This is a genomic window from Mesorhizobium sp. WSM1386, from assembly GCF_055901595.1.
Window position 1 is genome coordinate 4,650,107 of the sequence record NZ_CM148373.1, and the last position, 24,652, is coordinate 4,674,758.

The following is a 24,652-nucleotide window of genomic DNA, read 5'->3' on the forward strand; positions in this document are numbered from 1 at the left end:
GATGCTGACAACTGTCCGTCAGCAGGCTACGGCTGAAAGCGGCCTCGGCCTTCACCTGCCGATATAGGCGGCCAGTTCGTCCGGCGTCCCATTTGGAAAAGCCTGTTTCAGGAAGTCCAAGAACGCCGATACGCGCGCACTGAGCAGCCGCCGAGATGGGTAGAGCGCCCATAGCGAGATCTCGGGGCCGTCGATATCCCCCCAATTCACCAGTGTGCCGTCAGCCAAATCGTGGGCCACCAATGAAATGGGAAGCCGTCCCGCACCGACGCCGGCTCGCACCGCATCCCGGACCATGATGAGCGTTGACAGCGCGAGGACAGGCTCGACTGTAATCGTCGAGTGGCCAGCTTGCGTCTTCACGTGCCATGTTTGCCGATCGCCTGGGCCGCGGGCAACGCCAGGAGCGGCGAGTCCATCTGTCGTGCGAGGAAGGCCGGGGCTTGCCACCACGACCAGACGGTCGCGCAGAAACGCCCGTCCGACCAGGCTTTCGTCGGGATCTGGATTGACTCGAATTGCCAGGTCATAGCCTTCCTCGATCATGTCCACATACCGATCCTCGGTCGTGATCTCGAGCCTAACCTCCGGATACTTAACGGCAAATCCCGCGGCAATCCTGCCCATTGCGGTCTGAGAAAAATGGAGAGGTGCGCTGATCCGTAATCTGCCCTTGGGTTTCTGTCCGCCCGAGGCAATCGCCGCCGCCGTCTCGTCCAGTTCCGCAAGCAACGTCCCCGTCCGCTCGAAGAGGGCCCGTCCTTCCTCGGTCAGCTTCAAGTCACGCGCACCTCGTTCAAACAGGCGCAGATCAAGACTGCTTTCCAACTCTCCAACGCGCCGGGACAGCGTTGCCTTGGGCCGGCCGGTGGCCCTTGCAGCCTTGCCGAAGCCAGCATGACGGGCAACGAGATTGAAATCCGCGAGAGCAAGAAGATCCATGGCGCGTTCCACCAGTGAGACGATGCGTCTAAATTTTCCGCCTGTTGGGCGCTTTGTGAGCCACGCATATGGGAGGCGTCAAGCACCCCAACAGGAGAAATTCCATGACCATTCTCGTTACCGGCGCCACGGGCAACATTGGCCGCCAAGTCGTCGACCACCTCGTCAAGCGCGGCGCCGATGTCCGTGCCCTCGTCCGCGATCCGTCGAAAGCCAGCTTCCCGGCAGGCGTATCCGTCGTGCTGGGCGACTTCCTCGATGTCGATTCGCTGCGCAAAGCCATGTCTGGAGTTTCCACTCTGTTCCTCTTGAACGCCGTGGTACCGGACGAGTTCACCCAAGCCTTGGTCGCGCTGAACGTCGCCCGATCGGCCGGCATCGAGCGGATCGTCTATCTGTCGGTGATCCACGCTGACGTCTATGTGAACGTGCCGCACTTCGCCGGCAAGTTCGGCGTCGAGCGGATGATCGAGCAGATGGACTTCAAGGCCACGATCTTGCGCCCGGCCTACTTCATCCAGAACGATCTGATGGTCGAAGACACCATCACCGGCTACGGCACCTACCCAATGCCGATCGGCGCGAAGGGTCTTGCCATGATCGACGCCCGTGATATCGCCGAAATCGCCGCCCTTGAGCTGTTGCGCCGTGAACAGTCCGCGGAGCCGCTTGCGCTGGAGCGGATCAACCTCGTCGGTCCGCAGACACTGACCGGGACGGATATCGCCGCAATCTGGTCAGACGTGCTCGCCCGTCCGATCAACTATAGCGGCGACAACACAGAGGGCTTCGAGCAAAATCTCAAGCAGTTCTTGCCTGCCTGGATGGCCTACGACATGCGTTTGATGGGCGAGCGCTTCTTCACCGACGGGATGCTGCCGGAAGCCGGCGACGTCGAGCGCCTGACCGCGCTTCTGGGCCGCCCACTACGCCCATATCGCGACTTCGCCTCGGCACTCGCGGCTTCCGCCTGAGGCAACAGCGCCACAGGTCAGCCATCTCAACAAGGTTCTGGAACGATGGCCGGTCTTCCGATGCATTTGTCACAACCTAAAAAGAGCGCGGCGGGACGAACAGGCAGATCGTCCTGCCGGCATCGAGACCGCCTTGATGAGCGCACCAGTGAAACTCGCCGTCAGGGCTGTCCTTGATGCGCTTGTCTGTCATGGGAACGACCTCGCCGGTGCCGGCGATCACATAGCCTTCGGGTTTCTCCAGCACTTCCCCGGTGTGTGTGGCACGACAATCATAGTTGGCACAGCAAGCGAATGGATAACTCCAGCCTTGCGGCTTTGCCGCCGTGGGCTCGGCGTCATGGGCAAAGGCAGATGGCGTAAGTATCGCGAGCGCACCGATGGCGAGCAGGGAAAACATAAGTCGGCCAGCCGGTTGAACGGCTCTGGCCGATCGGAATGTGGCAGCAGACATGGAAACGTTCCTTTCAAACGAGCATCAAGCGTTTCGCTTGCCCGTTCCCGGAACGTGTCTTCCCAGTGGCCGGATCGTCAGGTCGCAGATATGCCGCGTCCGGCCATAAATGCTTTTTCTCTCCCAGCCTTTGGATGCTGGGCTGATTCCCTGGCAGGCGCAAGAAGTTGCTGCTATCGGCGATATCGCCGTGCAGGCGCCAACCCTCTGCCATTGCTGACGAGATTTCGGCCAGGTCCCACTCCCGGCATACGAGTTTCGAATAACGGGCGAGCATCGAAATAACGGCGATTGCCCGAATCGGTTCCAGCCTATCGAGCGTCGGAGCCGGCGATCACGTGCTCTTGATATTGCGGCAGGTCGTCGGTGATGTCGAACCAGGCCGCCTTGGAGCCGACGAAAATGTGCGCGGTCGGACGGATGGAAGGATCGTCGACAAGGGTTCCCATCGGCACATGGAAAAAGGCTCCTTCGCGGACGAGCGAATAGAGCAATGAGCCGCACAGTCGGCAATGGGCGTCATGAGCGCCGCTTTGATCGCCGAAGATCAGGAGCCTGTCCTTGCCCTCGACCAAGGCAAGCTTGTCTCGCTCGATCCCGGCAAAAGGTTTGAAGGCCGAACCGGTGGTCCGCCGGCAATTCGAGCAGTGGCAGTTGGCCGCGTAGACGAATTCGTCGGCGACGTCGTAGCGTACTGCTCCGCAGAAGCATTTTCCCGAGAGCCTGCGTGCCATCGTCGGTTCAGCTCCGTCGTTCAAGCGGCTGCTTTTAGTCCAGGTCCGCCACCACTTCACCCGCACCGCCCTCGATGCGTTGCGACAGCGAAGCCTCCATGAAATCGTCGAGGTCGCCATCGAGCACACTGGAAGGGCTGGTGCTTTCGACACCGGTACGAAGGTCCTTCACCAGCTGATAGGGCTGCAGCACATAGGAGCGGATCTGGTGGCCCCAGCCGATATCGCTCTTGGATGCTTCGGTCGCGTTGGCAACGGCTTCGCGCTTCTTCAACTCCTCCTCGTAGAGGCGCGAGCGCAGCATCTCCCAAGCCTTGGCCTTGTTCTTGTGCTGCGAACGCTCGGCCTGGCAAGCAACCGCGATACCGGTGGCGATATGGGTGATGCGCACGGCCGAATCGGTGGTGTTGACGTGCTGGCCGCCCGAACCCGACGAGCGATAGGTGTCGATGCGGACGTCGGATTCGGACACGTCGATCTCGATCGTGTCGTCGATGACCGGATAGACCCAGACGCTGGCGAAGGAGGTGTGCCGGCGCGCGTTGCTGTCATAGGGCGAGATGCGCACCAGGCGATGGACGCCCGATTCCGTCTTCAGCCAGCCATAGGCATTGTGGCCCTTGATCAGCAAAGTCGCGGACTTGATGCCCGCTTCTTCGCCGTCATGCACTTCCAGCACCTCGACCTTGAAGCGGCGGCGCTCGGCCCAGCGTGTGTACATGCGCAAAAGCATCGAGGCCCAGTCCTGGCTTTCAGTGCCGCCGGCGCCTGCGTGGACTTCGAGATAGGTGTCGTTGGCGTCGGCTTCGCCCGACAGCAGTGTCTCGACCTGGCGGGCTTTCGCCTCGCCCTGCATGGAGCGAAGCGCGGCCTCGGCCTCGGCGATGACGCCTTCGTCGCCCTCTTCCTCGCCGAGCTCGATCAGGCCGATATTGTCCTCCAGCGCCTGCGTCAGGCCCTTGACCGATGCAATGCCTTCCTCGAGGCCCTGGCGCTCGCGCATCAGCTTCTGCGCCTCCAGCGGTTCGTTCCAGAGGCTGGCGTCCTCGGCGCGAACGTTCAGGTATTCAAGCCGCTTGATGGCCTGATCCCAGTCAAAGATGCCTCCTCAGCAGGGTTATCGCCTGCCTGATCTCGTCGACAATATTCTGCGTTTCCGCGCGCATGGCCTGGTATTTTGTCCTGTTGCTGAAGTGACACTTCGGTCGGCGCGATACATAGGGACGGCGCCGCCATGTGTAAAGCGAACATGTGTAAAGCGGACATGTGCAAAGGGAATGGGCCGGCCCAAGGTCAGCCCCAAGGCCAGCCGTGCCGACGACCGGACCGTTAGTAGAGTCCGCCGCCGCCGTCCTGGATGGCCTGGTTGGCCTGTGGCGACAAGGTGCCGCCGGAGGCATTGGAGCCGTCGGCGCCCATGCCGATCACCCAATAGCTGTCGGCGGGGCCGGTGCCCGGCTTGAAGGCCTCGACGATGGTGCCCGGATCGCCCGATGCCGCCCGCATGCCGGTCTTGCGGTTGATGGCAACCAGGTTCATGCCATCGGGAACCTTGAAGTCGACATTGGGCGTGCCGTCCAACGCCACGCGCATGAAATCCTTGAAGATCGGGGCCGCGAGACCGCCGCCGGTGGCGCCATGGCCAAGGCCGCGCGGCGTGTCGTAGCCCATGTAAAGGCCGACCACGAGGTTCGGCGTGTAGCCGATGAACCAGGCGTCCTTTTCGTCGTTGGTGGTGCCGGTCTTGCCAGCGATGTGGCGGCCGAGCTCACCGATGGTGGCGCCGGTGCCGCGCTGGACGACGCCTTCCATCATCGAGGTGATCTGGTAGGCGGTCATCGGATCGAGAACCTGCTCGGAATTGTCGACCAGTTCCGGCTCCGGCTGGTTCTTCCATTCAGGCGCGTTGCAGCTTTCACAGCCACGTTCGTCCTGCTTGAACACCGTCTTGCCGTAGCGATCCTGGATGCGGTCGATCAGCGACGGTTTGATCGACTTGCCGCCATTGGCCATGATCGAATAGGCCGAAACCATGCGCATGACGGTGGTCTCGCCAGAGCCAAGCGCCATCGGCAGATACGGTGCCAGATGATCGTAGACGCCGAAGCGCTCGGCATATTCGACGACGAGCTTCATACCCATGTCGTTGGCAAGCCGCACGGTCATCAGGTTGCGCGACTTCTCGATGCCGGAGCGCAGCGTCGCCGGACCGGCGACGGTGCCGTCATAATTCTTCGGCGTCCAGGTCGTATTGCCGCTCTGGATGGTAATCGGCCCGTCCATGATCACCGAGGCCGGCGTGTAGCCATTGTCGAGCGCGGCCGAATAGACGATCGGCTTGAATGAGGAGCCCGGCTGACGCATCGCCTGGGTGGCGCGGTTGAATTCCGACTGCGAATAAGAGAAGCCGCCGACCATGGCCAGTACGCGGCCGGTGTGCGGATCCATGGCGATCAGGCCACCCTCCACCTCGGGAACCTGGCGCAGGCTGTAGGTGTTGTCGGAGCCTTCGTTCTTCTGCACGAAGATGACGTCGCCTGGCTTCAGCACGTCGGCCGGTGACTTGGCCCTGACTGTCTTGCCATCGACCAAATGGCGCATGGCGAAACCCATGTCGTCCTTGCTGACGGTGCCTTCGACGCGCTCCTTGACGATCTCGCCCGACGCCTGGCGTGCGGGCTGCAGGCCGATCGACAACCCAGTCGCCGAACTGTCGAGCACGACGGCAAGCGACCATTCGGGAACGTCCTCCAGCCCCTTGACGGCGCCAAGCGTGACGCCCCAGTCGCCGGACACGTCGATCGTCTTCACCGGCCCGCGATAGCCGCGCAGCGTGTCGTATTTCATCAAACCGTTCTGCATCGCCTTGCGGGCAATGAGCTGGACCTTCGGGTCGAGGGTGGTGCGAATGGACAGGCCGCCCTCATAGAGCGCGTTCTCGCCGTAACGGGCGATGATCTGCCGGCGAACCTCTTCCGTGAAATACTCGCCGGCGAAAAGATAGGAACCGGTGCGGCGCGGGGCAACGCCAAGCGGTTCGGCCTTCGCTTTCGCACCCTCTTCGGGAGTCACGTAACCGTTCTCGACCATCTGGCCGATGACCCAGTTTCGCCGCTCAAGCGCCCGATCGGCATGTTTGAAGGGATTGTAGTTGGCTGGGCCTTTCGGCAGCGATGCCAGATAAGCAGCCTCGGCCACGGTCAATTCGTTCACCGACTTGTCGAAATAGGTCAGCGCGGCGCCGGCGACACCGTAGGCGTTGAAGCCAAAGAAAATCTCATTGAGATAGAGTTCAAGGATGCGATCCTTGGAATAGGCCTGTTCGATGCGAAACGAAAGGATGGCCTCCTTGACCTTGCGTTCCAGGGAGCGCTCGTTGGTGAGGAGGAAGTTCTTGGCAACCTGTTGGGTGATCGTCGAACCGCCCTGCATCGGTCCACCCGAAACGTAAGTGAGCGCCGCCCGGCCCAATCCCGTTATGTCCACGCCAGGGTGGTTGTAGAAATTCTTATCCTCGGCGGACAGGAAGGCAGCCTTGACGCGATCCGGGATCGCCTGGATCGGCAAATACAGGCGCCGTTCGCGCGCATATTCCGCCATCAGAGAGCCATCCGAGGCATGGATGCGGGTGGTCACCGGCGGTTCATATTTGGCCAGCACTTCGTAGTCGGGCAGATCCTTTGCCACATGGCCGATGTAAATCGCAACGCCCGCCGCGACCAGAAGGGCCAGCGTCGTGCCGATGCCGAAGAAATAGCCAATGAGACGAATCATACCCGCTCCAGTCCTTGGTTCGGGAATTTCCTAAACGAAGCCGCCTTCCGCGCAAGCTTTCGTGCCGGGCCCAAACCGTAATCGAAAACCCATGTCGCCGCCATGTGGACAAAATACGGCAAGGCCTTGTTTCGTGGCCGCGTGCTGGAAATAAAGGCATCGGGTGTTGTCATACAGCAACGCCGCCTTTGGTTGTAGGCGTGGCCAGGCATGTCAGCCTCCGGTTCCGGCTCCGGCACGGGCGGAAGCAAAAAGCGCGACGGCGTTGGTGATGCTTTGCGCGGCTTTGTCGCGCCAATCTGCGTTGAGCAGTTGCGCCTCGTCCTTGGCATTCGAGAGATAGCCGAGTTCGACCAGCACCGATGGCACGTCTGGCGCCTTCAGCACCTTGAACCCAGCCGAACGCTGCGGATTGTTGATAAGGCCGACGCTGGTCGAAAGCTGGCCGACCAATGTGTGGGCGAAACTCATCGAAAAGGTGTGCGTCTCGCGGCGGATCAGGTCGATCAGGATGTCCGTCACCTCCTTCTTATCGTCCTTGATCACCATGCCGGCGAACTGGTCCGAGAGATTTTCACGGTCGGCCAGCGCCTGCGCCTCGGGATCCGACGCCTTGTCGGAAACCGTATAGACGGTGGCGCCGCGGATGCCCTTGACGCTGATGGTGTCGGCGTGGATCGAAATCAGCAGATCGGCCTCATGCTGCCGCGCAATGCGTACTCGGTCGTCCAGGCGCAAATATTCATCGCTGTCGCGGGTCATGAAGACATCGTATTTGCCGGCCACGGCGAGCTTGTCGCGCAATTCCGTGGCGAAGGCGAGCGTGACGTCCTTCTCGATGGTGCCGTTCAGGCCCTCGGCGCCGCCGTCGACGCCGCCGTGGCCGGGATCGATGACGACCGTGAAGCGGTGCCCGGGATTGGAGACCGGCCCGGTGCCGACCCGCCCGCCCTTGTCGGTCGAAACCGTGGAGCCGGTGGTCAGCGCCTGGTTGGCAAGGGCTGCATCGAACTCGCGCGCGGAGGCGGCCGACATATCGATGGCTATGCGGTAGCCGGTGCCGTCCTCGTCCTTGAGTACATCGAGCCTATCGACGGCGAACGGCCCCTTGCCGGTGAGGATCAGCCGCGAAACGCCGTCGCCGAGTTCGCCCAGGCGCACGCCCCTGACCAGGCCGCGCGGTTTCAGATCCTTGGCGTCGATGGCCAGCCTGGTGTTCGCCAGGTCGATGACCAGACGATTGGGGCCACGCAGCAGGAACCATTTGATGTCAGGCTCGCGATCGAATTCCATGACGATGCGCATCTTGGTGGCATCGCCCGCCATTTTGTAGCCTTTCGCCACCAGCGGTGCGTCGGCGGCATTGGCGAGGGAGGAAAAGGTGGAACAAACCACCAGCAGCACGAGACAGAAGGCGCCGAGAATCCGGCCGCCGACACGACATCCCTTGTCTGCGAGGTCTGCCAGTCCCATCTCTCTTCCAGTCGCTCCCGGTTTGGCGCCCGGCGCCCGTTCGTTTCGTCGAAGTGCCGGTTAGGCCGCGAAGTCGATTAACGATTGGTATCCAGAGAAGGTTAACCAAGCCTTTTCATGCAGGGCTGGAGCCTAGGTTTACGCTACGGAACTGCTTTTTGCCGGCATCGGAAATCGGGGTTGCCTTCCACCCCGCCAAATCATAAAAGCGATAGTGGATCACTGCAATCCTGGAACCGCCCTCCTCCGCAGCTTCCTGCTACAGGGTCAGATGAAAGGCGGCTCCTTTCGCTTCACGCGAAAAGGCTTCAGGTGATCGCGACGAATTTCGCAGGTGTGCGCCCGTGGCGGGGGAATCGCCTGCGTGAGGAAAACGGCCGGGTTTGTTCCCGCGCCGGCTCTGTACGAGCAAACAAGCTGGTCCGGTTTCCGGGCTTTGGTTCAAAGGTTCTGCTGGTGACGATGGCTTCAAGCGCAATCATGGAAAGGTCCGCATCAAACCGCGCCAATATGGCAGCGGGCGGCACCGCCATGACACGCAGGCAGCGTCCGGCGGACGTTCAATTATCCGGCACCCATATTCATCCAGACACACAGCAGCGGGCTTTGCCCCGCCAGCTGCGGCTGACGGCTGCCGGGGGGAAACGAAATAATGCCCAACAAAATGCTGATAGACGCCTCCCACCCGGAGGAAACACGAGTTGTCGTCGTACGCGGTAACCGCATCGAAGAATTCGACTTTGAATCCCAGGACAAGAAGCAGCTCAAAGGAAACATCTACCTCGCCCGCGTAACGCGCGTCGAACCTTCCCTTCAGGCAGCCTTTGTCGAATATGGCGGCAACCGTCACGGTTTTCTCGCCTTCAGTGAAATACATCCCGACTACTACCAGATCCCGGTCGCCGACCGTCAGGCGCTGCTGCGCGCCGAAGCGCAGGAAGCCGAGGACGAGGAGAACGAGGATAGCGAAGGCGAGGATCGCCAGAGCCGCGATCGCGGCCGGCGCGGACGCCGGCGCGGCGGCAAGAGCCGCGACCGCGGCGAGCACCCGCGCGACGCAGGCGGAGCCGAATCCGGCGAGGCAAACGAAGCCGCTGGCGAGGCAAGTGAAAACGGCGACAGTGGCGCCGATGCCGTCGCCGAGGACACCTCCAACGTTTCCGAGACCGTCGAACACGCGGCGGATACGTCGGCGGATGCCGATGCATCCTCGCATGAAGAGGCTTCTGCAGAGCAGGAGGAAAGCGAAACCCGCGAAGGTGGCCCCACCTCGATCGCCGCCTCCGTCGAAGCTGATGTGATTTCCGAGCCCCTCTCGCAGGCGGACCAAGGCAGCGACGCCACCTCCGCCGACAATGATCGCGGCATGCTCGAAGAGGTGTCGTCCTCGCATCCGGACGATCATGAGATCGAATCGGTCGGTGCCGAGGATGCGCTGGAAGAAGTGCGCAACCGCCGCAAGCCGGTGCGCCGCCAGTACAAGATCCAGGAAGTGATCAAGCGCCGGCAGATCCTTTTGGTGCAGGTCGTCAAGGAAGAGCGCGGCAACAAGGGCGCCGCACTCACCACCTATCTGTCGCTTGCCGGTCGCTATTCCGTGCTGATGCCGAACACGGCGCGCGGCGGCGGCATTTCCCGCAAGATCACCAGCGCGGTCGACCGCAAGCGCCTCAAGGAGGTCGTTGCCGATCTCGAAGTGCCGCAAGGCATGGGCGTCATCCTTCGCACCGCCGGCGAAAGCCGCACCAAGGCCGAGATCAAGCGCGACTACGAATATCTGATGCGGCTTTGGGAGAACGTGCGCAATCTCACGCTCCAGTCCACGGCCCCTGCCCTGGTTTATGAGGAAGGCAGCCTGATCAAGCGCTCGGTGCGCGACCTCTACAACAAGGATATCGACGAGATTCTCGTCTCCGGCGACGAAGGCTACCGCGAGGCCAAGGACTTCATGCGCATGCTGATGCCGAGCCACGCCAAGGTGGTTCAGCCGTTCCGCGACACAACGCCGATCTTCGTGCGCAACGGCATCGAGGCGCAGCTCGACCGCATGCTGCAGCCGCAGGTGACGCTGAAGAGCGGCGGCTACATCATCATCAACCAGACCGAAGCGCTGGTCGCCATCGACGTCAATTCGGGCCGCTCCACCAAGGAGCACTCGATCGAGGACACCGCGCTCCACACCAATCTGGAAGCGGCCGAGGAAGTCGCGCGTCAGCTCCGGCTGCGCGACCTTGCCGGCCTGATCGTCATCGACTTCATCGACATGGAGGAGAACCGCAACAATCGCTCCGTCGAAAAGCGGTTGAAGGATCACCTCAAGAACGACCGTGCGCGCATCCAGGTCGGCCGCATCTCGCATTTCGGCCTGATGGAAATGTCGCGCCAGCGCATCCGCGCCAGCGTGCTGGAATCGACCATGAAGCCCTGCCCGCATTGCGGCGGCACCGGCCATGTGCGCTCCGATTCGTCGGTCGCGCTGATGGTGGTGAGGGCGATCGAGGAATTCCTGCTCAAGGATTCGCGCAGCCACATCACGGTGCGCACGCCGTCGGCTACCGCACTCTACGTGCTCAACCACAAGCGCGGCACGCTGGTGGAACTCGAAAGCCGCTTCGGCCTGACCATCACCATCGAGGCCGACGATACGGTTGGCGCCCAGCACTACGCGATCTTCCGCGGCGCGCTGGCCGAAAAGCCCGAAGGCTTTGTCGAGTTGCGCAGCCTGCCGGCCTATGTCGAGCCGGAAGAACCCGAGGACGAGATCGTCATCGAGGAAGACGAGGAAGCACCGGCCCAGGCCGAGCAGCCAAGGCACGCCCAGCCATCGCAGCACCAGCAGCCCAGGTCGGGTGAGCCAAGGTCGGGTGAGCCAAGGTCTGGCGAACCCAGGACGGGCGAGCCGAGATCGGGCGAGGACGGCGAAGGCCGCGACCGCAAGCGTCGCAAGCGCCGCAGACGGCGCGGCGGCAAGGATCGCGACCGCGAACATGGCGCCCCGACGGACGGCTCGTCCATCTCCGCACCGGCCGGCGATTTCGCCGAATCGGCACATGAGGCGGACAATGACGACACCGAAACGGACGATGCCGCTGCGATCTCTGCCAGCGCGTCCGACGAGGCGGTACAGGCTTCCGATGACAGCCAGGGCAAGAAGCGCCGGCGCGGCAAGCGCGGCGGCAAGCGCAACCGCCGCGAGGACGGTGAAGGCGAGGCCGAGGCCGGCGAAGCCGCCGCCGCCTCGGTGGTCGATGCCGCTGAAGCTGAGACGGTAGCGAGTGAAGCCGTAGCAGTTGAAGAAGCTGCGGCTTCTGCACCGGCGAACGACGACGCCCCAGCCGAAAAGCCGAAGAAGAAGCGCGCTTCAAGGGCAAAGAAGGCCGCGGCCGAAGTCCCCGCAGAGGCGGTGACCGAGGCAGCTCCCGAAGCTGCCGTCGAGCCCGCTCCTGTGGACGATGCGACCGTCGTTGCCGAGCCGTCCGTTGCCGAAGAGGAGCCGGCGAAGGCCCGCCCGTCGCGGCGCAAGGCGGTGGCTGCGGATACTCCGGTCGTGCCGGTAGTCTCTTCGACCGTCGCCGATGAGGCCAAGACCGAAGAAAAGCCGAAGCGTGCCGGCTGGTGGCAGCGGAAGGGCTTTTTCTAAGCTTTTCAGTTAGTTGAGCTGATTTTCCGACAAGAAGAAATCCCGCGCGATCGAAAAGATGGCGCGGGATTTTTCATATCCGGCGTTCCGATAGGGCGGGAAACGCTAAGGCGCGAAGATCGACCAGTTCATCATCCTGGCCAGCTTTTCCAGTGCGATCGAACCGAGCTTGGAGTTGCCGTTGGCATTGAGGCCGGGCGACCAGACGGCAAGCGAGGCGACACCCGGCACGATGCCCAATATGCCGCCGCCGACGCCGCTCTTGCCGGGAATGCCGACGCGGAAGGCAAAATCGCCGGAGCCGTCATAATGGCCACAGGTCAGCATCATGGCGCCGATGCGCCGTGCTCGCTCGGCCGACACCACGGAATGCCCCGTCGCCGGGTTCTTGCCGCCATTGGCGAGGAAGCGGCCGGCCATCGCCAGTTGCCGGCAGCTCATGGCGATGGCGCAGTGATGGAAATAAACGCCTAGCGCAAGCTCCGGTGCATGATGGAGGTTGCCGAAGGATTTCATATAGTTGGCGAGCGCAAAGTTGCGGTAGCCGGTGGCGCGCTCGGAGGCCGCCACCTCGCGGTCGATGATGATGGTCTCGTCGTCGGCCAGGAACTGTATGAAACGCAGGATCTCGCCAATCGCCTCGCGCGGCTGGTGGCCGGCAAGCAGGATGTCGGAAATGACGATGGCGCCGGCATTGATGAACGGATTGCGCGGAATGCCGTTCTCGTGCTCGAGCTGCACGATGGAGTTGAACGGATTGCCGGACGGCTCGCGCCCCACCCGCTTCCACAGCGCATCGCCGACATTGCCGAGCGCCAGGGTCAAGGTGAAGACCTTCGAGATGCTCTGGATCGAGAACGGCTGGTCGGCATCGCCCGCCACCAGCACGCGGCCGTCATTGGTGACGGCGGCAATGCCGAATTTCCTCGGATCGACCTTGCCCAGCTGGGGAATGTAGGTCGCGACGTCGCCGCGATCGGTGCGCTCGGCCATTTCGGCGGCGACCTCGGCCAATGCCTGATCAAGTTTGGGGGCCTTATCAGGTTTGGGGGCCTGATCAAGTTTGAGGGCCTGATCAAGTTTGGGGGCCTGTTCGAGTTCCGGCATGGCGCTACCTCAACCAGCGTTCGATGCGCGCCATGGCCTCGACCATGTCGTCATGGCTGCCGGCATAGGAAAACCGCATCGTGCGGTGCCCCACCTGGGTATCGAAGTCGCGGCCAGGCGTCGCCGCCACATGGGCTTCCGCCAGCATCTTGCGCGCGAATGCCATGCTGTCGTTGCTGTGCCGGGTGACATCGCAAAAGGCATAGAAGGCACCATCCATGGGCGCGGCCAGCGGAAAGCCGAGCTCGGGCAGGCGCTTCATCAGCAGCTCGCGATTCCAGGCATAGCGGCCCTTGACCGCCTCCAGTTCCTCCGTCGCGGCAAAGGCCTCGATCGCGGCGATCTGCGACAGCTCCGGTGGCGAGATGTAGAGGCTCTGGGCGATGCGCTCGACCGGCCGCACCAGCTCCTCGGGCAGCACCATCCAGCCGATACGCCAGCCGGTCATGCAGTAATATTTCGAGAACGAGTTGATCACCGTCACGCTATCCCCGAAGGCGAGCGCCGTGGTGTCGGGTGCGCCGTAGGCCAGCCGGTGGTAGATCTCGTCGGAAATGACGGCGATGCCGAGCGCTTCCGCCGTGCTGACCAGCGCCGACAGTTCGTCGGCCGGAATGACAGCGCCGGTCGGATTGGCCGGACTTGCAAACAGAACGCCCTTCAGCGGCTTCTGGCGATGCGCCGCCTCCAGATGGCCGGCATGCAGGTAGGCCGCCTCGCCGAGCTCGATCTCGACGACATCGATGCCGAGCGCCGCCATGATGTTACGATAGGCGGGGTAACCGGGTGCTGCGATGGCGACGCGGTCGCCCGGATCGAACATCGCCAGGAAGGCGAGATTGAAGGCCGCCGACGATCCGGTGGTTACCGCGATCCGCCCCGGCTCGACATCGAGCCCGTAGTGATCGGCGTAATGCCGGGCGATCGCCTTGCGCAAACCGGCCAGACCCAGCGCGTCGGTGTAGCCGATGCGGCCTTCTTGCAGGGCCTTGGCCGCCGCGGCGCGAACCTTTGCGGGCGCCGGATCGGATGGCTGGCCGACCGCCATGGAGATTACCGGCACGCCCTGGGCCTTCAGCCGGTTGGCTTCAGCCAGCACATCCATGGCGTGGAACGGCTCGACATTGCCACGGCGTGAGAGCGAAACGACCATTTTATCTATCCCGAGGGTTGAGCACGGCATGCCCTGGACGCATGCGCCGCACAAATGCCCGATTGGTGTGAGGATCACAAGTTGAGGAAGTTTTTCCGGTGCCGACTTTTCATCTTTCGCCCGCTCGTCTACCAGTGGACACGTCATGTTGAGCCGACCCAGATCGACAATTGCAGAGGTAGCGCGTGTTTTCGCGACACTTTCGCTCGGCCTCGCCGTCGCGGTGGCGAGTTCGGTCACCGCCTTTGCCCAGTCCGTGCCGGTGGTGCGCGACGCCGAGATCGAGGCCCTCGTTCGCGATTACGCACGGCCGATCTTCAGGGCGGCCGGGCTGGCGAATGATGGCATCGACATCGTCCTGGTCAACGATTCCAGCTTCAACGCCTTCGTCACCGGACGCCGGCTGTTCATCAACACCGGCGCGCTGATGATGGCTGAAACGCCGAACGAGATCATTGGCGTCATCGCCCACGAGGCCGGCCACATCGCCGGCGGCCACCAGCAGAAACTGCGCGACCAGCTCGAACGCGCCAAGACGATGGCCATCATCGCCACTTTGCTCGGCGCCGGCGCCATGGTTGCCGGCGCCACCACCAACAGCCGCGGCCTTGCGGGCGCCGGCATGGGCGTGGCGGCTGGCGGCGGCGAGATGGCGCAGCGCAGCATCCTCGCCTATCAGCGCACCGAAGAGACGACCGCCGACCGCTCGGCGATCACCTATCTCAACGCCACCGGCCAGTCCGGCATGGGCATGCTGAAGACATTCGCCCGCTTCCAGAGCGCGCTGTCCTTGTCCGGCACGCAGGTCGATCCCTATCGGATCAGCCACCCGATGCCGCAGGAACGCATCGCCAATCTCGAAGTGCTGGTCAAGCAGAGCCCCAATGTCGGCAAGGTCGATCCGCCCGCGCTGCAGCAGCGCCATGACATGATGCGGGTCAAGATTGCCGTCTACATGGAAGGCCAGGCGGCTGGGTCACGGCTGATGCGAAAGATGCAAGGAACGCTGGCCGGGCTATATGGCGACGCCCAGTCGACTTACCTTTACGGCAATATCGCCGCAGCGCTCGCCAAGACCAACGCACTGATCAAGGCGCAGCCCAGGAATGCCTACTTCCAGGAGTTGCGCGGCGACATACTGATGAAGGCGAACAACCCCAAGGATGCGGCGGAAGCCTATGCCAAGGCGGTCAGCCTCGATTCGGCACGGTCCGGCTTGCTGCCGGTCTCGCTTGGACAGGCGCTGATGGCCATCGGCACACCCGATTCACTCAAGAAAGCCGTCGCGCAGATCAACAATGGTCTGGGGCGCGACAAGGAAAATTCCATCGGATACCGCTATCTGGCGCAGGCCTATGGCGAGTTGGGGGACATACCGGGCGCCGAGCTCGCCACTGCCGAAGGTCATTTCTATTCCGGTAACTACAAGGATGCGAAGATATTCGCCATGCGGGCGCAGCAGCAGATGAAGCGCGGAGAGCCGCGCTGGATTCGCGCCCAGGACATCATAAACTACAAATCATCAGGCAAGATCTAGTGAACCCTCCGGCCATGCGCTGCGACATAGCCAGACCGGGAAACAGGCAAAAGGAACGAGAACAATGAAAAAGGCACTGCTGCTGGGCACCACGGGAATCGCTGTAGCCCTTGCGATGCTCGCTTTCGGTTTCGTCGCCGGCAACCCGCAGATCGCCAAGGCCGGCACGGCTCAGCCTGTTCAGACGGCTGAGCCTGTCCAGATGGCTGAGCCTCTCCAGATGGCGGGCGCCGACACCAAGATCGACCGCGCCGAGGTCGAAGGCATCATCCGCGACTACCTCTTGAAGAACCCCGAGGTGCTGCTCGAAGTGCAGGACGCGCTCGAGGCCAAGCAGAAGGAAGAGCAGCGCATCGCCCATCTCGGCGTCATCAAGAACGCCAAGGACCAGATCTTCAACTCCGCCTTCGACGGCGTCGTCGGCAATCCGAACGGCAAGGTGACGATCGTCGAGTTCTACGACTACAATTGCGGCTTCTGCAAACGCGCCATCGAGGACATGCGGGCGCTGACCAAGACCGATCCGGACCTGCGCTTCGTGCTCAAGGAATTCCCGATCCTTGGCCCGGATTCGCAGAAGGCCAGCGTCGTCTCGATGGCGTTCCACCTGATGATGCCGGAAAAATACGGCGAGTTCCACAATGCGCTGCTTGGTGGCCAGGGACGCGCCACGGAGGCGGCCGCGATCAAGATCGCGCTTTCGCTCGGCGCCGACGAGGCCACGTTGCGCGAGAAGATGAAGGATCCGTCGATCCCCGAAGCCTTCTCCAAGACCTACGATCTCGCCAACAAGCTGTCGATCACCGGGACGCCGTCCTATGTCGTCGGCAACGAGGTCGTGTTCGGGGCTCTCGGACAGGATGTGCTGGCGGAGAAGATCGAGGCGGCGAAAGCCGGGCTTTGATCCGCCGCCGATTTTCATCACGGGTGCATTTCGGCCTGTTGTGGACAGTGAAAGAACGCACTTGCGCTCTTTCCGCGGGCGACTATGCCCGGTATAGAGGCCCAGCGAGCCGGCTTGATGCCGGCGCCGAAAAAGGTCGGCTTTTTTGAAAACGGTTTTCGTCCTGAACGGTCCCAATCTCAACGCGCTCGGCAAGCGCGAGCCGGGCATCTATGGCGGCAAGACCCTTGCCGCGATCGCCGACGACTGCAAGCAGGCGGGCGCGTCGCTTGGGATCGAGATCGATTTCCGCCAGTCGAACCACGAGGGCGACCTCGTCGACTGGATCCAGGAAGCCGGCGACAAGGCTGCAGGCATCGTCATCAATCCAGGCGCCTACAGCCACACCTCGATCGCGATCCACGACGCCATCCGCTCGGTCGCGCCACTGCCGGTCGCCGAAGTTCATCTTTCCAACATCCACGCGCGGGAACCATTCCGCCATGTCTCCATGGTCGCGCCGGTCGCCGTCGGCATGATCTGTGGCTTTGGGCCGCTCGGCTACACGCTGGCGCTGCAGGCGCTGGCCGCGCGCCTATGACCGGCCCACAAACAGAAGGCTCGAAAATGTCGATAAAGAAGACCGGTGTTGACCAGCAGCTGATCCGCGATCTGGCGGGCATACTGAACGACACCAACCTGACCGAGATCGAGGTTGAACTGGGCGACCTGAAGGTGCGCGTGTCGCGGCAGGCGCCCGCCGTCCACGCGATTGCGGCCCCCCAACCCGCCTATGCGCCAGCGGCAGCCGCTCTGCCCGTGGCCTCGGCCCCGGCGGCCGCGGATGTGTCGAAGAACGCGGTGGCTTCGCCGATGGTCGGCACCGCCTATCTGGCGCCCTCACCGGACGCCAAGCCGTTCATCGAGATCGGCCAGAAGGTCAAGGAAGGCCAGACGCTGCTGATCATCGAGGCGATGAAGACGATGAACCAGATTCCCTCGCCGCGCGCCGGCACGGTAACGGCGATCCTGTTCGAGGACGCGACGCCGGTCGAATACGGCATGCCGCTTGTCGTGATCGAGTAGAGCGGGCCGGATGTTCCAAAAGATCCTCATCGCCAATCGCGGCGAAATCGCCCTTCGGGTGCTGCGCGCCTGCAAGGAACTCGGCATCCAGACCGTTGTGGTGCATTCGACCGCCGACGCCGACGCCATGCATGTCAGGCTTGCCGACGAGAGCGTGTGCATCGGCCCGCCGCCGTCGCGCGACAGCTATCTCAACATCCACCAGATTGTCGCGGCCTGCGAGATCACCGGCGCCGACGCCGTGCATCCGGGCTACGGCTTCCTGTCGGAGAACGCCAAGTTCGCCGATATTTTGGCAGCCCACAACATCACCTTCATTGGCCCGTCCGGCGACCATATCCGCATCATGGGCGACAAGATCGAGGCCAAACGTACCGCCAAACGCCTTGGCATTCCGGTGGTGCCGGGTTCCGACGGCGCGGTGACCGAGGAAAAGGAAGCCAAGCGCATCGCCGCCGAGATCGGCTATCCGGTGATCATCAAGGCATCGGCCGGCGGCGGCGGACGCGGCATGAAGGTTGCCCATACCGAGGCCGACCTCGAGGTCGCCTTGCAGACGGCACGCTCGGAAGCGGGCGCCGCCTTCGGCGACGACGCCGTCTACATCGAGAAATACCTGCAGAAGCCGCGTCACATCGAGGTGCAGGTGTTCGGCGACGGCTTTGGCCGCGGCGTGCATTTCGGCGAGCGCGACTGCTCGCTGCAACGACGCCACCAGAAGGTCTGGGAAGAGGCCAATTCGCCGGCTCTCAACGCCGAGGAGCGGTCCCGTATCGGCAGCATTTGCGCCACGGCCATTGCCGATCTCGGCTATTCGGGCGCCGGAACGATCGAATTCCTGTACGAGAACGGCGAGTTCTATTTCATCGAGATGAACACGCGCCTGCAGGTGGAGCATCCGGTGACGGAAGCGATCACCGGCATCGATCTCGTCCACGAGCAGATCCGGGTCGCCTCCGGCGGCGGACTTTCGGTCAAGCAGGAAGACATCAAGTTCAACGGCCACGCCATCGAGTGCCGCATCAATGCCGAGGATCCGCGCACCTTTACGCCCTCGCCCGGCACCATCACGCATTTCCACACGCCTGGCGGCCTCGGCATCCGCGTCGATTCCGGTGTGTATTCCGGCTACAGGATCCCGCCCTATTACGACAGCCTGATCGGCAAGCTGATCGTGCACGGCCGCAATCGCGTCGAGTGCATGATGCGGCTGCGCCGCGCCCTCGACGAATTCGTCGTCGACGGCATCAAGACAACCTTGCCGCTGTTTCGCGATCTCGTCGGCAATGCCGACATCGCCAATGGCGACTATGATATCCATTGGCTGGAAAAATACCTGGCCAAGGAAGAGTAGGCCGGGGACGCGATGACCCGCCCTTACGCGCCTGGCTATCGCATCCCCACCGACCTCCTGCTCAAGGCGTACGCCTCGGGCGTCTTTCCCATGGCCGAAAGCGCTGCCGACCCGGAGGTGTTCTGGGTGCGGCCTGAGACGCGGGGCATCATTCCGCTGCACGGGTTCCACATGCCGAAGAGCCTGAGGAAGACAGTCCGCAAAAACCTGTTCGACATCCGCTTCGACTTCGACTTCGAGGCAACGATCGACGGCTGCGCCGAAAAGCGCGAGGAGCGCCGCTCGACCTGGATCAACGCGCCGATCCGCGAAGCCTATGTGCAACTGCACCGCATGGGTCATTGCCATTCGGTCGAGGCCTGGCGCGAGGAGCGGCTGGTCGGCGGCCTCTATGGCGTGTCGCTGGGGCGGGTGTTTTTCGGCGAAAGCATGTTTTCCAAGGAGACGGACGCGTCGAAGACCTGCCTCGTCCATCTCGTCGAACGCTTGAAGGCGCGCGGGTTCGCGCTACTCGATACGCAGTTCACCACCGAGCACCTCAAGCGCTTTGGTGCTGTCGACGTGCCGCGCGGCAAATACGAGAAGATGTTGGCCGAGGCCCTGAAGGGCGAAGCGGTCTTCTTTCCGTAAAGATCAAGCCTTATCGGCCGCGGCCTCGATCGGGGTCTGCGAATGGAACATCATCTTCCAGCCGTTGACGCGGTGGACGTAACCGGTGCTGACCAGCGCGGCATAGGGTTCGCCGTTCTCCCGCGTCGCATGCGCCTCGTAGGTCAGCATGATGACATCACTGCCCGGTTCGATTATGCCCTTGAGCTCGATATCGAGATCGCGCCATCGGTTGGGATTGGTCGCCGTCTTGGCCAGATCGGCATTGTCCATCGCTCGTGCCATCCGCGGAAATGCCACCAGGCACTCCGTGTCGACATTGGCCGCATAATAAGCGGCATCGCCTGTCCAGAACCCTTTTTCGAGTTCGAGCAACTCTGTCTTGCTGGCCGTGATCCGCTTGCTGTCCGACATCGGAATGTCCTCCGGGCGCATCGATGCGCGGTCGTCCGTGGCCCAACGCATGATGACCACGACGGTTCCCCCGGGGATCAGTTGGTGTCGGTGGTGTCCGGCTCCGTGGGATCGGGCTGTTCCACATCCGGGCTGACCTCAGCGTTCGGCTTGGCGGCAGCCGGCTTGGCGACCGCCGGCTTCGAAGCATCGGCCTTGGTGGCGTCCGGTTTGGTGGCATCCGGCGCCGGCACATCGGACTTCTGCTTGCACGCCTTCAGCCAGACGTCATAGACGGCATGTTCGACGGCGTTAAGACCCGGGCTTTCGGCAAACATCCAGCCGGTGAATATGCGGCGAATCTTGCGGTCCAGCGTGATCTCGTCGACCTCGACGAAGGAGTCCGTCTTCGGCTCCTCGTTCTGCGGCCGGGAATAGCAGACACGCGGCGTCACCTGCAAAGCGCCGAATTGCACAGTCTCGTCGATATAGACATCGAAGGTGATGATGCGGCCAGTGATCTTGTCGATGCCGGCGAACTCGGCAACCGGGTTGGTGATGCGATCCGATCCCGCGGGCGGAGCCGGCGCGGGTGCCGCGGGTGCGGGCGACGCGGCAAAGGCGGCGGTGCTGACGGCGAGGCTGGCGGCTACCGTCAGACCGCCTGTCGAGATTCGGTTGAAAAAGCTCATGCAAGGGTACCGGTGGTTCGCGCCCAGGTGATTCCGTCGATCGCCAAGGCTAGTCGGCGTTTTCTGATGAGCAAGCAGCTAAACACCAATTGTGGCGATAAAGGACCAGCCCTGCAATTCGTGCTGTGACAAGTCGGGGCGCCGTTGCAAGCCGGGGCTGTTACGACCCGGGCGTCCAGGCGTCGTAGTCGCCGGTAACCTGCGGGCGGTGCTGGTTGGTCAGTACCGAGCCCTTCGGGCGATAGGCCGCCGGCGTTCCGGTCAGATTGGGCTGATGCGACTTCTGCCAATCGCGCGGCTTGTAGTCGTCGCTCGGTGGCGCGACATCGACCCGGTGGTGAATCCAGCCGTGCCAGCCGGGCGGAATGGCCGAGGCTTCCGAATAATTGCGGTAGATCACCCAGCGACGCGTGCGGCCTTCCGAATCGACACCGCCTTCGTAATAGACGTTACCTGTCTCGTCCTGGCCGACCTTCTTGCCGTACCGCCAGGTGTGCAGGCGCGTTCCCAGCGTCTGGCTGTTCCACCAGGTGAAAAATTGCGTCAGAAAAGTCTTCATCTCGGAACCCTCGCGCTGGCGGCGCCTGTTTCCTGCTTATGGCGTCAGGCCTTCGGGAAGGCAAGGGTTTTGCCGTATAGAGCGCGCAAATGGCGCGCCGGGATCGACACCGATTTGTGATCTTTCCACATAACGGGATGCGCGCTTGCCAAGTCTTCACGGTGTTTCTAAAGCTCGGCGCGGTCCGCGCGGCAATATCCAACTGACCGCGAGCCCAACGGAGGTGACGATTGGCCACGGAATTGCCGACCACCGACAGCCGCATCAGTCCAAGCCTGATTCGCCAGCGCAAGGGAGGCACGCCTCTCGTTTGTCTCACGGCCTACACCTATCCCGTCGCCCGCCTGCTTGATCCCCATGTCGACCTGCTTCTGGTCGGTGACAGCGTTGCTATGGTCCTGCATGGCCATCAGACGACGCTGGGCGCCTCGATCGAGATGATGATCGCGCATGGGCAGGCCGTGATGCGCGGCTCCGCCAGGGCCTGCGTGGTCGTCGACATGCCGGCCGGCACCTATGAGGATTCAGCCGCACAGGCCGTTGGCTCGGCGCGGCGCATCGCCGACGAAACCGGCTGCCAGGCGGTCAAGCTGGAAGGCGGCGTCGACATGGCCGGGCGGATCGCCGCGATCGTGGCCGCCGGCATTCCGGTCATGGGCCATATCGGCCTGCTGCCGCAATCGGTCGAGAAGGAAGGTGGCTACAAGATCAAGGGCCGTACGAACGAGAACGTCGCGGCGCTGGTGGCGGACGCGCTGGCCGTCGAAAAGGCCGGTGCGTTCTCGGTGGTCATCGAAGGCACCATCGAGGCGATCGCCGCCGACATCACGCACCGCATCGCCATTCCGACCATCGGCATCGGCGCCAGCGCCGACTGCGACGGTCAGATCCTGGTCATCGACGATATGGTCGGACTGACCGTCGATCGCGTGCCGAAATTCGTCAAGGAATATGCCGATCTGCGCGGCGTGATCGCCCATGCCGCCGAGCGCTACGCATCGGAGGTGCGAAGCCGCACATTTCCCGGCCCTGCCCATGTCTTTTCGAGCAAGAACACAAGTGGCGGAGATGACGCATGAGCCGGCCTGCCGTCGTCGACAGCGTTGCCGCCCTTCGCGCGCGGATCCGTGACTGGCGGCGCGATGGGCTTCGCGTCGCCATGGTGCCGACCATGGGCGCGTTGCATGAGGGGCATCTCTCCCTGATCAGGATCGCACGCGAAAGAGCCGAGCGCTGCGTGGTGTCGATCTTCGTCAACCCGACGCAGTTCGCGCCGAGCGAGGATCTCGACAAGTACCCGCGCCAGCTCGCCCGCGATCTCGATATGCTGGCGACGGCCAGGGCCGATCTTGCGTTCACACCGACTGTCGATGCGATGTATCCTGCCGGCTTTGCCACCAGGATCTCGGTCGGCGGCCCGTCCGCCGGGCTCGAATCGGATTTTCGCCCCACCTTTTTCGATGGCGTCGCCACCGTGGTGGCCAAGCTTTTTCTCCAGGCAACGCCCGACTATGCGGTCTTTGGCGAGAAGGATTACCAGCAGCTTTGCGTCGTCAGGCAGCTCTGCCGCGACATTGACCTGCCCGTCGAGATCATCGGCGCGCCGACCATACGCGATGCGCATGGCCTGGCCATGTCATCTCGCAACGCCTATCTCGGCGAGGCCGAACTCCAGATCGCTCGCCAGCTCAACGTGGTCCTGCGCAAGACAGCAGCCGCGCTGGCGGCGGGCGCACAACAGGATGACGCGGCCGGTGAGGCCGGCCGCGCCCTGATCGCCGCCGGCTTCCAGAAGGTCGACTATGTCGAGGCCCGCGAAAGCCTGACGCTGGCGCCGTGGCGCCGCGACGGAGCAGGGCGCGTGCTCGCCGCCGCCTGGCTTGGCAAGACGCGACTGATCGACAATGTGGAAGTTCCCACTGCTTAAGTCGGAAGTGGAGCTATTCCTCGGTCGGCATATGCAGGTACATCGACTGGATGCCGACACGGCCCGGGCCGGTGAAGCGGTTGACGATGAAATTCATGTTGGCGCCGAAGAAGCCGCTCGACAGGCGGTCGATCTTGGTTTCCATCTTGACCGAGGTGTCCTTGAACAGCCAGCCGCCCGGCTCGATGTCGATGGTCTCGCCTGGTGCAAGCGTCTTTTCGAAGACATTGCCGTAGCCGTGCAGCCAGACGATGCCGTCGCCGGCATCGCCGCGAAAACGGTCGATGAAAAAACCGCTCTGCCCAAACAGCATCGTCGCCAGGCCGCGCACCCGCTCGAACGTGTAGTCGACATTGCCGGTAGCGGCGAGAAACTGGTGTTCGCGGACCTGGATCTCCTCGCCGCGCCTGAGATGGATCGGCACGATGTGGCCAGGTCCGTCGCGGCTGAAGGCGATGATGCCCGCCCCCGACGCCTCGGTGACAAAGATCTGCATGCCGGCCATCATGCGTTTCAGCGCGCCCTTCAGCGATTTCAGCCCGATGGTGATGGTGGAGTTCTTCCACAAAAGAATGTGGTGCTCGAAATAGACCGGCATCCGCGTCACATCGACGGAAAGCACGGGCACCAGCTCGCCCGCTATATGATAGGTGACGCCACCAAAAGTTTCGTCCGACACTTGTGTCGGCATCAGTTCCGGCAAGCTTGGCATGATCCCCCCAGCGCCGCCTTGCGTACCGGTTCATTCCGGTTTCCGCACGGTCAGCTGAGGCAGCTTTGGGGCCGGAACCAAGGGGCGTCAAACGAAAACAGCCCTCCACAACGCCGCTCGCGCGAAGGTGATCCAGGCCGGTCCGCGGGGAAGGGATCAGCCAGCGAGCGGCCGGTGATAGACGAGCGTCGCCTCACCAGTCGCGCGTGCGCGCTCGCCGGCATCGCCGGACCGCACGAAGCCGTTCGCCTCGTAGAAGGCGATGGCGTGCGTGTTCCGCTTCTCCACCTCCAGACGGACGGCCTGGGCTTCGGGGAAGCATTCGATGACCTCGTCGAGGAGCATGCCGCCAATGCCCCTGCCCTGCAGGGTTGGAAGCACGTAGAGCTGTTTCAGGACAACCAGTTCTCCGCCATCGACGCTTTCGGCAAAAGCCACGCCGCCAATGCGCTTTCCGTCATCGGCGACGAGGAATTCGCTGTTCGGCTTGGTCAGCCGCGCCTTCAGCGCGGCGATCGAATGCCATTCCTCGGTTATCGCGGTGACCCGCGCGGGGCCGTAGATGGCGTCATAGGTCGCATGCCAGGTTTCGACCAGCAACGCCCGGATGGCAGCAAGGTCACGATCCCCTGCGGTGCGAACGAACATA

Annotated in this window: 23 protein-coding genes; 10 read left to right on the plus strand and 13 right to left on the minus strand. The window is 62.9% G+C overall.

Annotation, left to right across the window (positions count from 1 at the left end; genetic code table 11):
- Window positions 1-51: 51 nt before the first annotated feature.
- The gene (locus AC0NIH_RS22755; protein ID WP_473465727.1) at window positions 52-942 is read right to left on the minus strand and encodes a LysR family transcriptional regulator; all 891 of its coding nucleotides are present in this window, start codon (window positions 940-942) and stop codon (window positions 52-54) included.
- A 104-nt stretch (window positions 943-1,046) separates the two neighbouring features.
- On the opposite strand from AC0NIH_RS22755, the gene AC0NIH_RS22760 reads away from it, so the two are divergent.
- Window positions 1,047-1,916 (plus strand): NmrA/HSCARG family protein, encoded by an 870-nt coding sequence (locus tag AC0NIH_RS22760; protein ID WP_473465730.1) that lies wholly within the window; start codon window positions 1,047-1,049, stop codon window positions 1,914-1,916.
- A 76-nt stretch (window positions 1,917-1,992) separates the two neighbouring features.
- Here the strand turns inward: AC0NIH_RS22760 and AC0NIH_RS22765 are convergent, their stop codons facing one another.
- The 5 genes from AC0NIH_RS22765 to AC0NIH_RS22785 all read right to left on the minus strand — a co-directional run bounded on the left by AC0NIH_RS22765 (window position 1,993) and on the right by AC0NIH_RS22785 (window position 8,351).
- Window positions 1,993-2,370 carry a hypothetical protein gene (locus AC0NIH_RS22765; RefSeq protein WP_473465732.1) on the minus strand — a complete coding sequence of 126 codons (378 nt, stop codon included), beginning with the start codon at window positions 2,368-2,370 and terminating at the stop codon, window positions 1,993-1,995.
- A gap of 311 nt (window positions 2,371-2,681) precedes the next feature.
- On the minus strand, window positions 2,682-3,104 hold the full coding sequence (locus AC0NIH_RS22770; RefSeq protein WP_473465735.1) for a GFA family protein: 423 nt from the start codon (window positions 3,102-3,104) through the stop codon (window positions 2,682-2,684).
- A 34-nt stretch (window positions 3,105-3,138) separates the two neighbouring features.
- A protein-coding gene (gene prfB / locus AC0NIH_RS22775) for a peptide chain release factor 2 (protein WP_150111225.1) occupies window positions 3,139-4,270 on the minus strand; the annotation gives its coding sequence in 2 pieces (ribosomal slippage) (window positions 3,139-4,203 and window positions 4,205-4,270; 1,131 coding nt in all).
- Window positions 4,271-4,433: 163 nt separating this feature from the next.
- Complete coding sequence (locus AC0NIH_RS22780) at window positions 4,434-6,878, minus strand: penicillin-binding protein 1A (RefSeq protein WP_473465738.1); 2,445 nt, start codon at window positions 6,876-6,878, stop codon at window positions 4,434-4,436.
- Between the two features lie 213 nt (window positions 6,879-7,091).
- Window positions 7,092-8,351: an N-acetylmuramoyl-L-alanine amidase gene (locus tag AC0NIH_RS22785; RefSeq protein WP_473465740.1), complete on the minus strand. Its 1,260-nt coding sequence runs from the start codon at window positions 8,349-8,351 to the stop codon at window positions 7,092-7,094.
- A 652-nt stretch (window positions 8,352-9,003) separates the two neighbouring features.
- On the opposite strand from AC0NIH_RS22785, the gene AC0NIH_RS22790 reads away from it, so the two are divergent.
- Window positions 9,004-11,991 carry an Rne/Rng family ribonuclease gene (locus tag AC0NIH_RS22790; protein WP_473465743.1) on the plus strand — a complete coding sequence of 996 codons (2,988 nt, stop codon included), beginning with the start codon at window positions 9,004-9,006 and terminating at the stop codon, window positions 11,989-11,991.
- Window positions 11,992-12,096: 105 nt separating this feature from the next.
- Here the strand turns inward: AC0NIH_RS22790 and AC0NIH_RS22795 are convergent, their stop codons facing one another.
- Both AC0NIH_RS22795 and AC0NIH_RS22800 read right to left on the minus strand, forming a co-directional pair.
- A complete protein-coding gene (locus AC0NIH_RS22795) occupies window positions 12,097-12,984 on the minus strand; it encodes a glutaminase (RefSeq protein WP_249491038.1) in 888 nt (295 codons plus the stop codon).
- Between the two features lie 118 nt (window positions 12,985-13,102).
- Window positions 13,103-14,251, minus strand: a complete 1,149-nt coding sequence (locus tag AC0NIH_RS22800) for a pyridoxal phosphate-dependent aminotransferase (RefSeq protein WP_473465748.1) — start codon at window positions 14,249-14,251, stop codon at window positions 13,103-13,105.
- 145 nt (window positions 14,252-14,396) lie between these two features.
- On the opposite strand from AC0NIH_RS22800, the gene AC0NIH_RS22805 reads away from it, so the two are divergent.
- From AC0NIH_RS22805 to aat, 6 genes are all read left to right on the plus strand, one after another.
- Entirely contained in the window at window positions 14,397-15,788 is a 1,392-nt protein-coding gene (locus AC0NIH_RS22805; protein WP_023764299.1) for a M48 family metalloprotease, read from the plus strand.
- A gap of 64 nt (window positions 15,789-15,852) precedes the next feature.
- A complete protein-coding gene (locus AC0NIH_RS22810; RefSeq protein ID WP_473465751.1) occupies window positions 15,853-16,692 on the plus strand; it encodes a DsbA family protein in 840 nt (279 codons plus the stop codon).
- A 145-nt stretch (window positions 16,693-16,837) separates the two neighbouring features.
- On the plus strand, window positions 16,838-17,272 hold the full coding sequence (gene aroQ, locus AC0NIH_RS22815; protein WP_013895760.1) for a type II 3-dehydroquinate dehydratase: 435 nt from the start codon (window positions 16,838-16,840) through the stop codon (window positions 17,270-17,272).
- Between the two features lie 26 nt (window positions 17,273-17,298).
- Window positions 17,299-17,757: an acetyl-CoA carboxylase biotin carboxyl carrier protein gene (accB, locus tag AC0NIH_RS22820; RefSeq protein ID WP_013895761.1), complete on the plus strand. Its 459-nt coding sequence runs from the start codon at window positions 17,299-17,301 to the stop codon at window positions 17,755-17,757.
- A 10-nt stretch (window positions 17,758-17,767) separates the two neighbouring features.
- Window positions 17,768-19,111 carry an acetyl-CoA carboxylase biotin carboxylase subunit gene (gene accC, locus AC0NIH_RS22825; RefSeq protein ID WP_023764297.1) on the plus strand — a complete coding sequence of 448 codons (1,344 nt, stop codon included), beginning with the start codon at window positions 17,768-17,770 and terminating at the stop codon, window positions 19,109-19,111.
- A gap of 12 nt (window positions 19,112-19,123) precedes the next feature.
- The gene (gene aat / locus AC0NIH_RS22830) at window positions 19,124-19,741 is read left to right on the plus strand and encodes a leucyl/phenylalanyl-tRNA--protein transferase (protein ID WP_473465755.1); all 618 of its coding nucleotides are present in this window, start codon (window positions 19,124-19,126) and stop codon (window positions 19,739-19,741) included.
- Window positions 19,742-19,744: 3 nt separating this feature from the next.
- On the opposite strand, the gene AC0NIH_RS22835 is transcribed toward aat, so the two are convergent.
- The 3 genes from AC0NIH_RS22835 to AC0NIH_RS22845 all read right to left on the minus strand — a co-directional run bounded on the left by AC0NIH_RS22835 (window position 19,745) and on the right by AC0NIH_RS22845 (window position 21,364).
- A complete protein-coding gene (locus tag AC0NIH_RS22835) occupies window positions 19,745-20,134 on the minus strand; it encodes a hypothetical protein (RefSeq protein ID WP_023764295.1) in 390 nt (129 codons plus the stop codon).
- A 77-nt stretch (window positions 20,135-20,211) separates the two neighbouring features.
- Complete coding sequence (locus AC0NIH_RS22840) at window positions 20,212-20,805, minus strand: DUF2155 domain-containing protein (RefSeq protein ID WP_473465758.1); 594 nt, start codon at window positions 20,803-20,805, stop codon at window positions 20,212-20,214.
- Window positions 20,806-20,965: 160 nt separating this feature from the next.
- Complete coding sequence (locus tag AC0NIH_RS22845) at window positions 20,966-21,364, minus strand: NADH:ubiquinone oxidoreductase subunit NDUFA12 (RefSeq protein ID WP_023764293.1); 399 nt, start codon at window positions 21,362-21,364, stop codon at window positions 20,966-20,968.
- 230 nt (window positions 21,365-21,594) lie between these two features.
- Here AC0NIH_RS22845 and panB point away from each other — a divergent pair, with 230 nt between their 5' ends.
- Together panB and panC are read left to right on the plus strand one after the other, a co-directional pair.
- Entirely contained in the window at window positions 21,595-22,443 is an 849-nt protein-coding gene (panB, locus tag AC0NIH_RS22850; protein WP_473465761.1) for a 3-methyl-2-oxobutanoate hydroxymethyltransferase, read from the plus strand.
- Window positions 22,440-23,291 (plus strand): pantoate--beta-alanine ligase, encoded by an 852-nt coding sequence (gene panC, locus AC0NIH_RS22855; RefSeq protein WP_473465764.1) that lies wholly within the window; start codon window positions 22,440-22,442, stop codon window positions 23,289-23,291. The genes panB and panC overlap by 4 nt, the downstream gene beginning before the upstream one ends.
- Window positions 23,292-23,304: 13 nt before the next feature.
- Here panC and AC0NIH_RS22860 read toward each other — a convergent pair whose 3' ends face one another.
- A complete protein-coding gene (locus tag AC0NIH_RS22860; protein ID WP_473465767.1) occupies window positions 23,305-24,003 on the minus strand; it encodes an AIM24 family protein in 699 nt (232 codons plus the stop codon).
- Between the two features lie 156 nt (window positions 24,004-24,159).
- Window positions 24,160-24,651 carry a GNAT family N-acetyltransferase gene (locus AC0NIH_RS22865; protein WP_224689746.1) on the minus strand — a complete coding sequence of 164 codons (492 nt, stop codon included), beginning with the start codon at window positions 24,649-24,651 and terminating at the stop codon, window positions 24,160-24,162.
- Window position 24,652 lies beyond the last annotated feature (1 nt).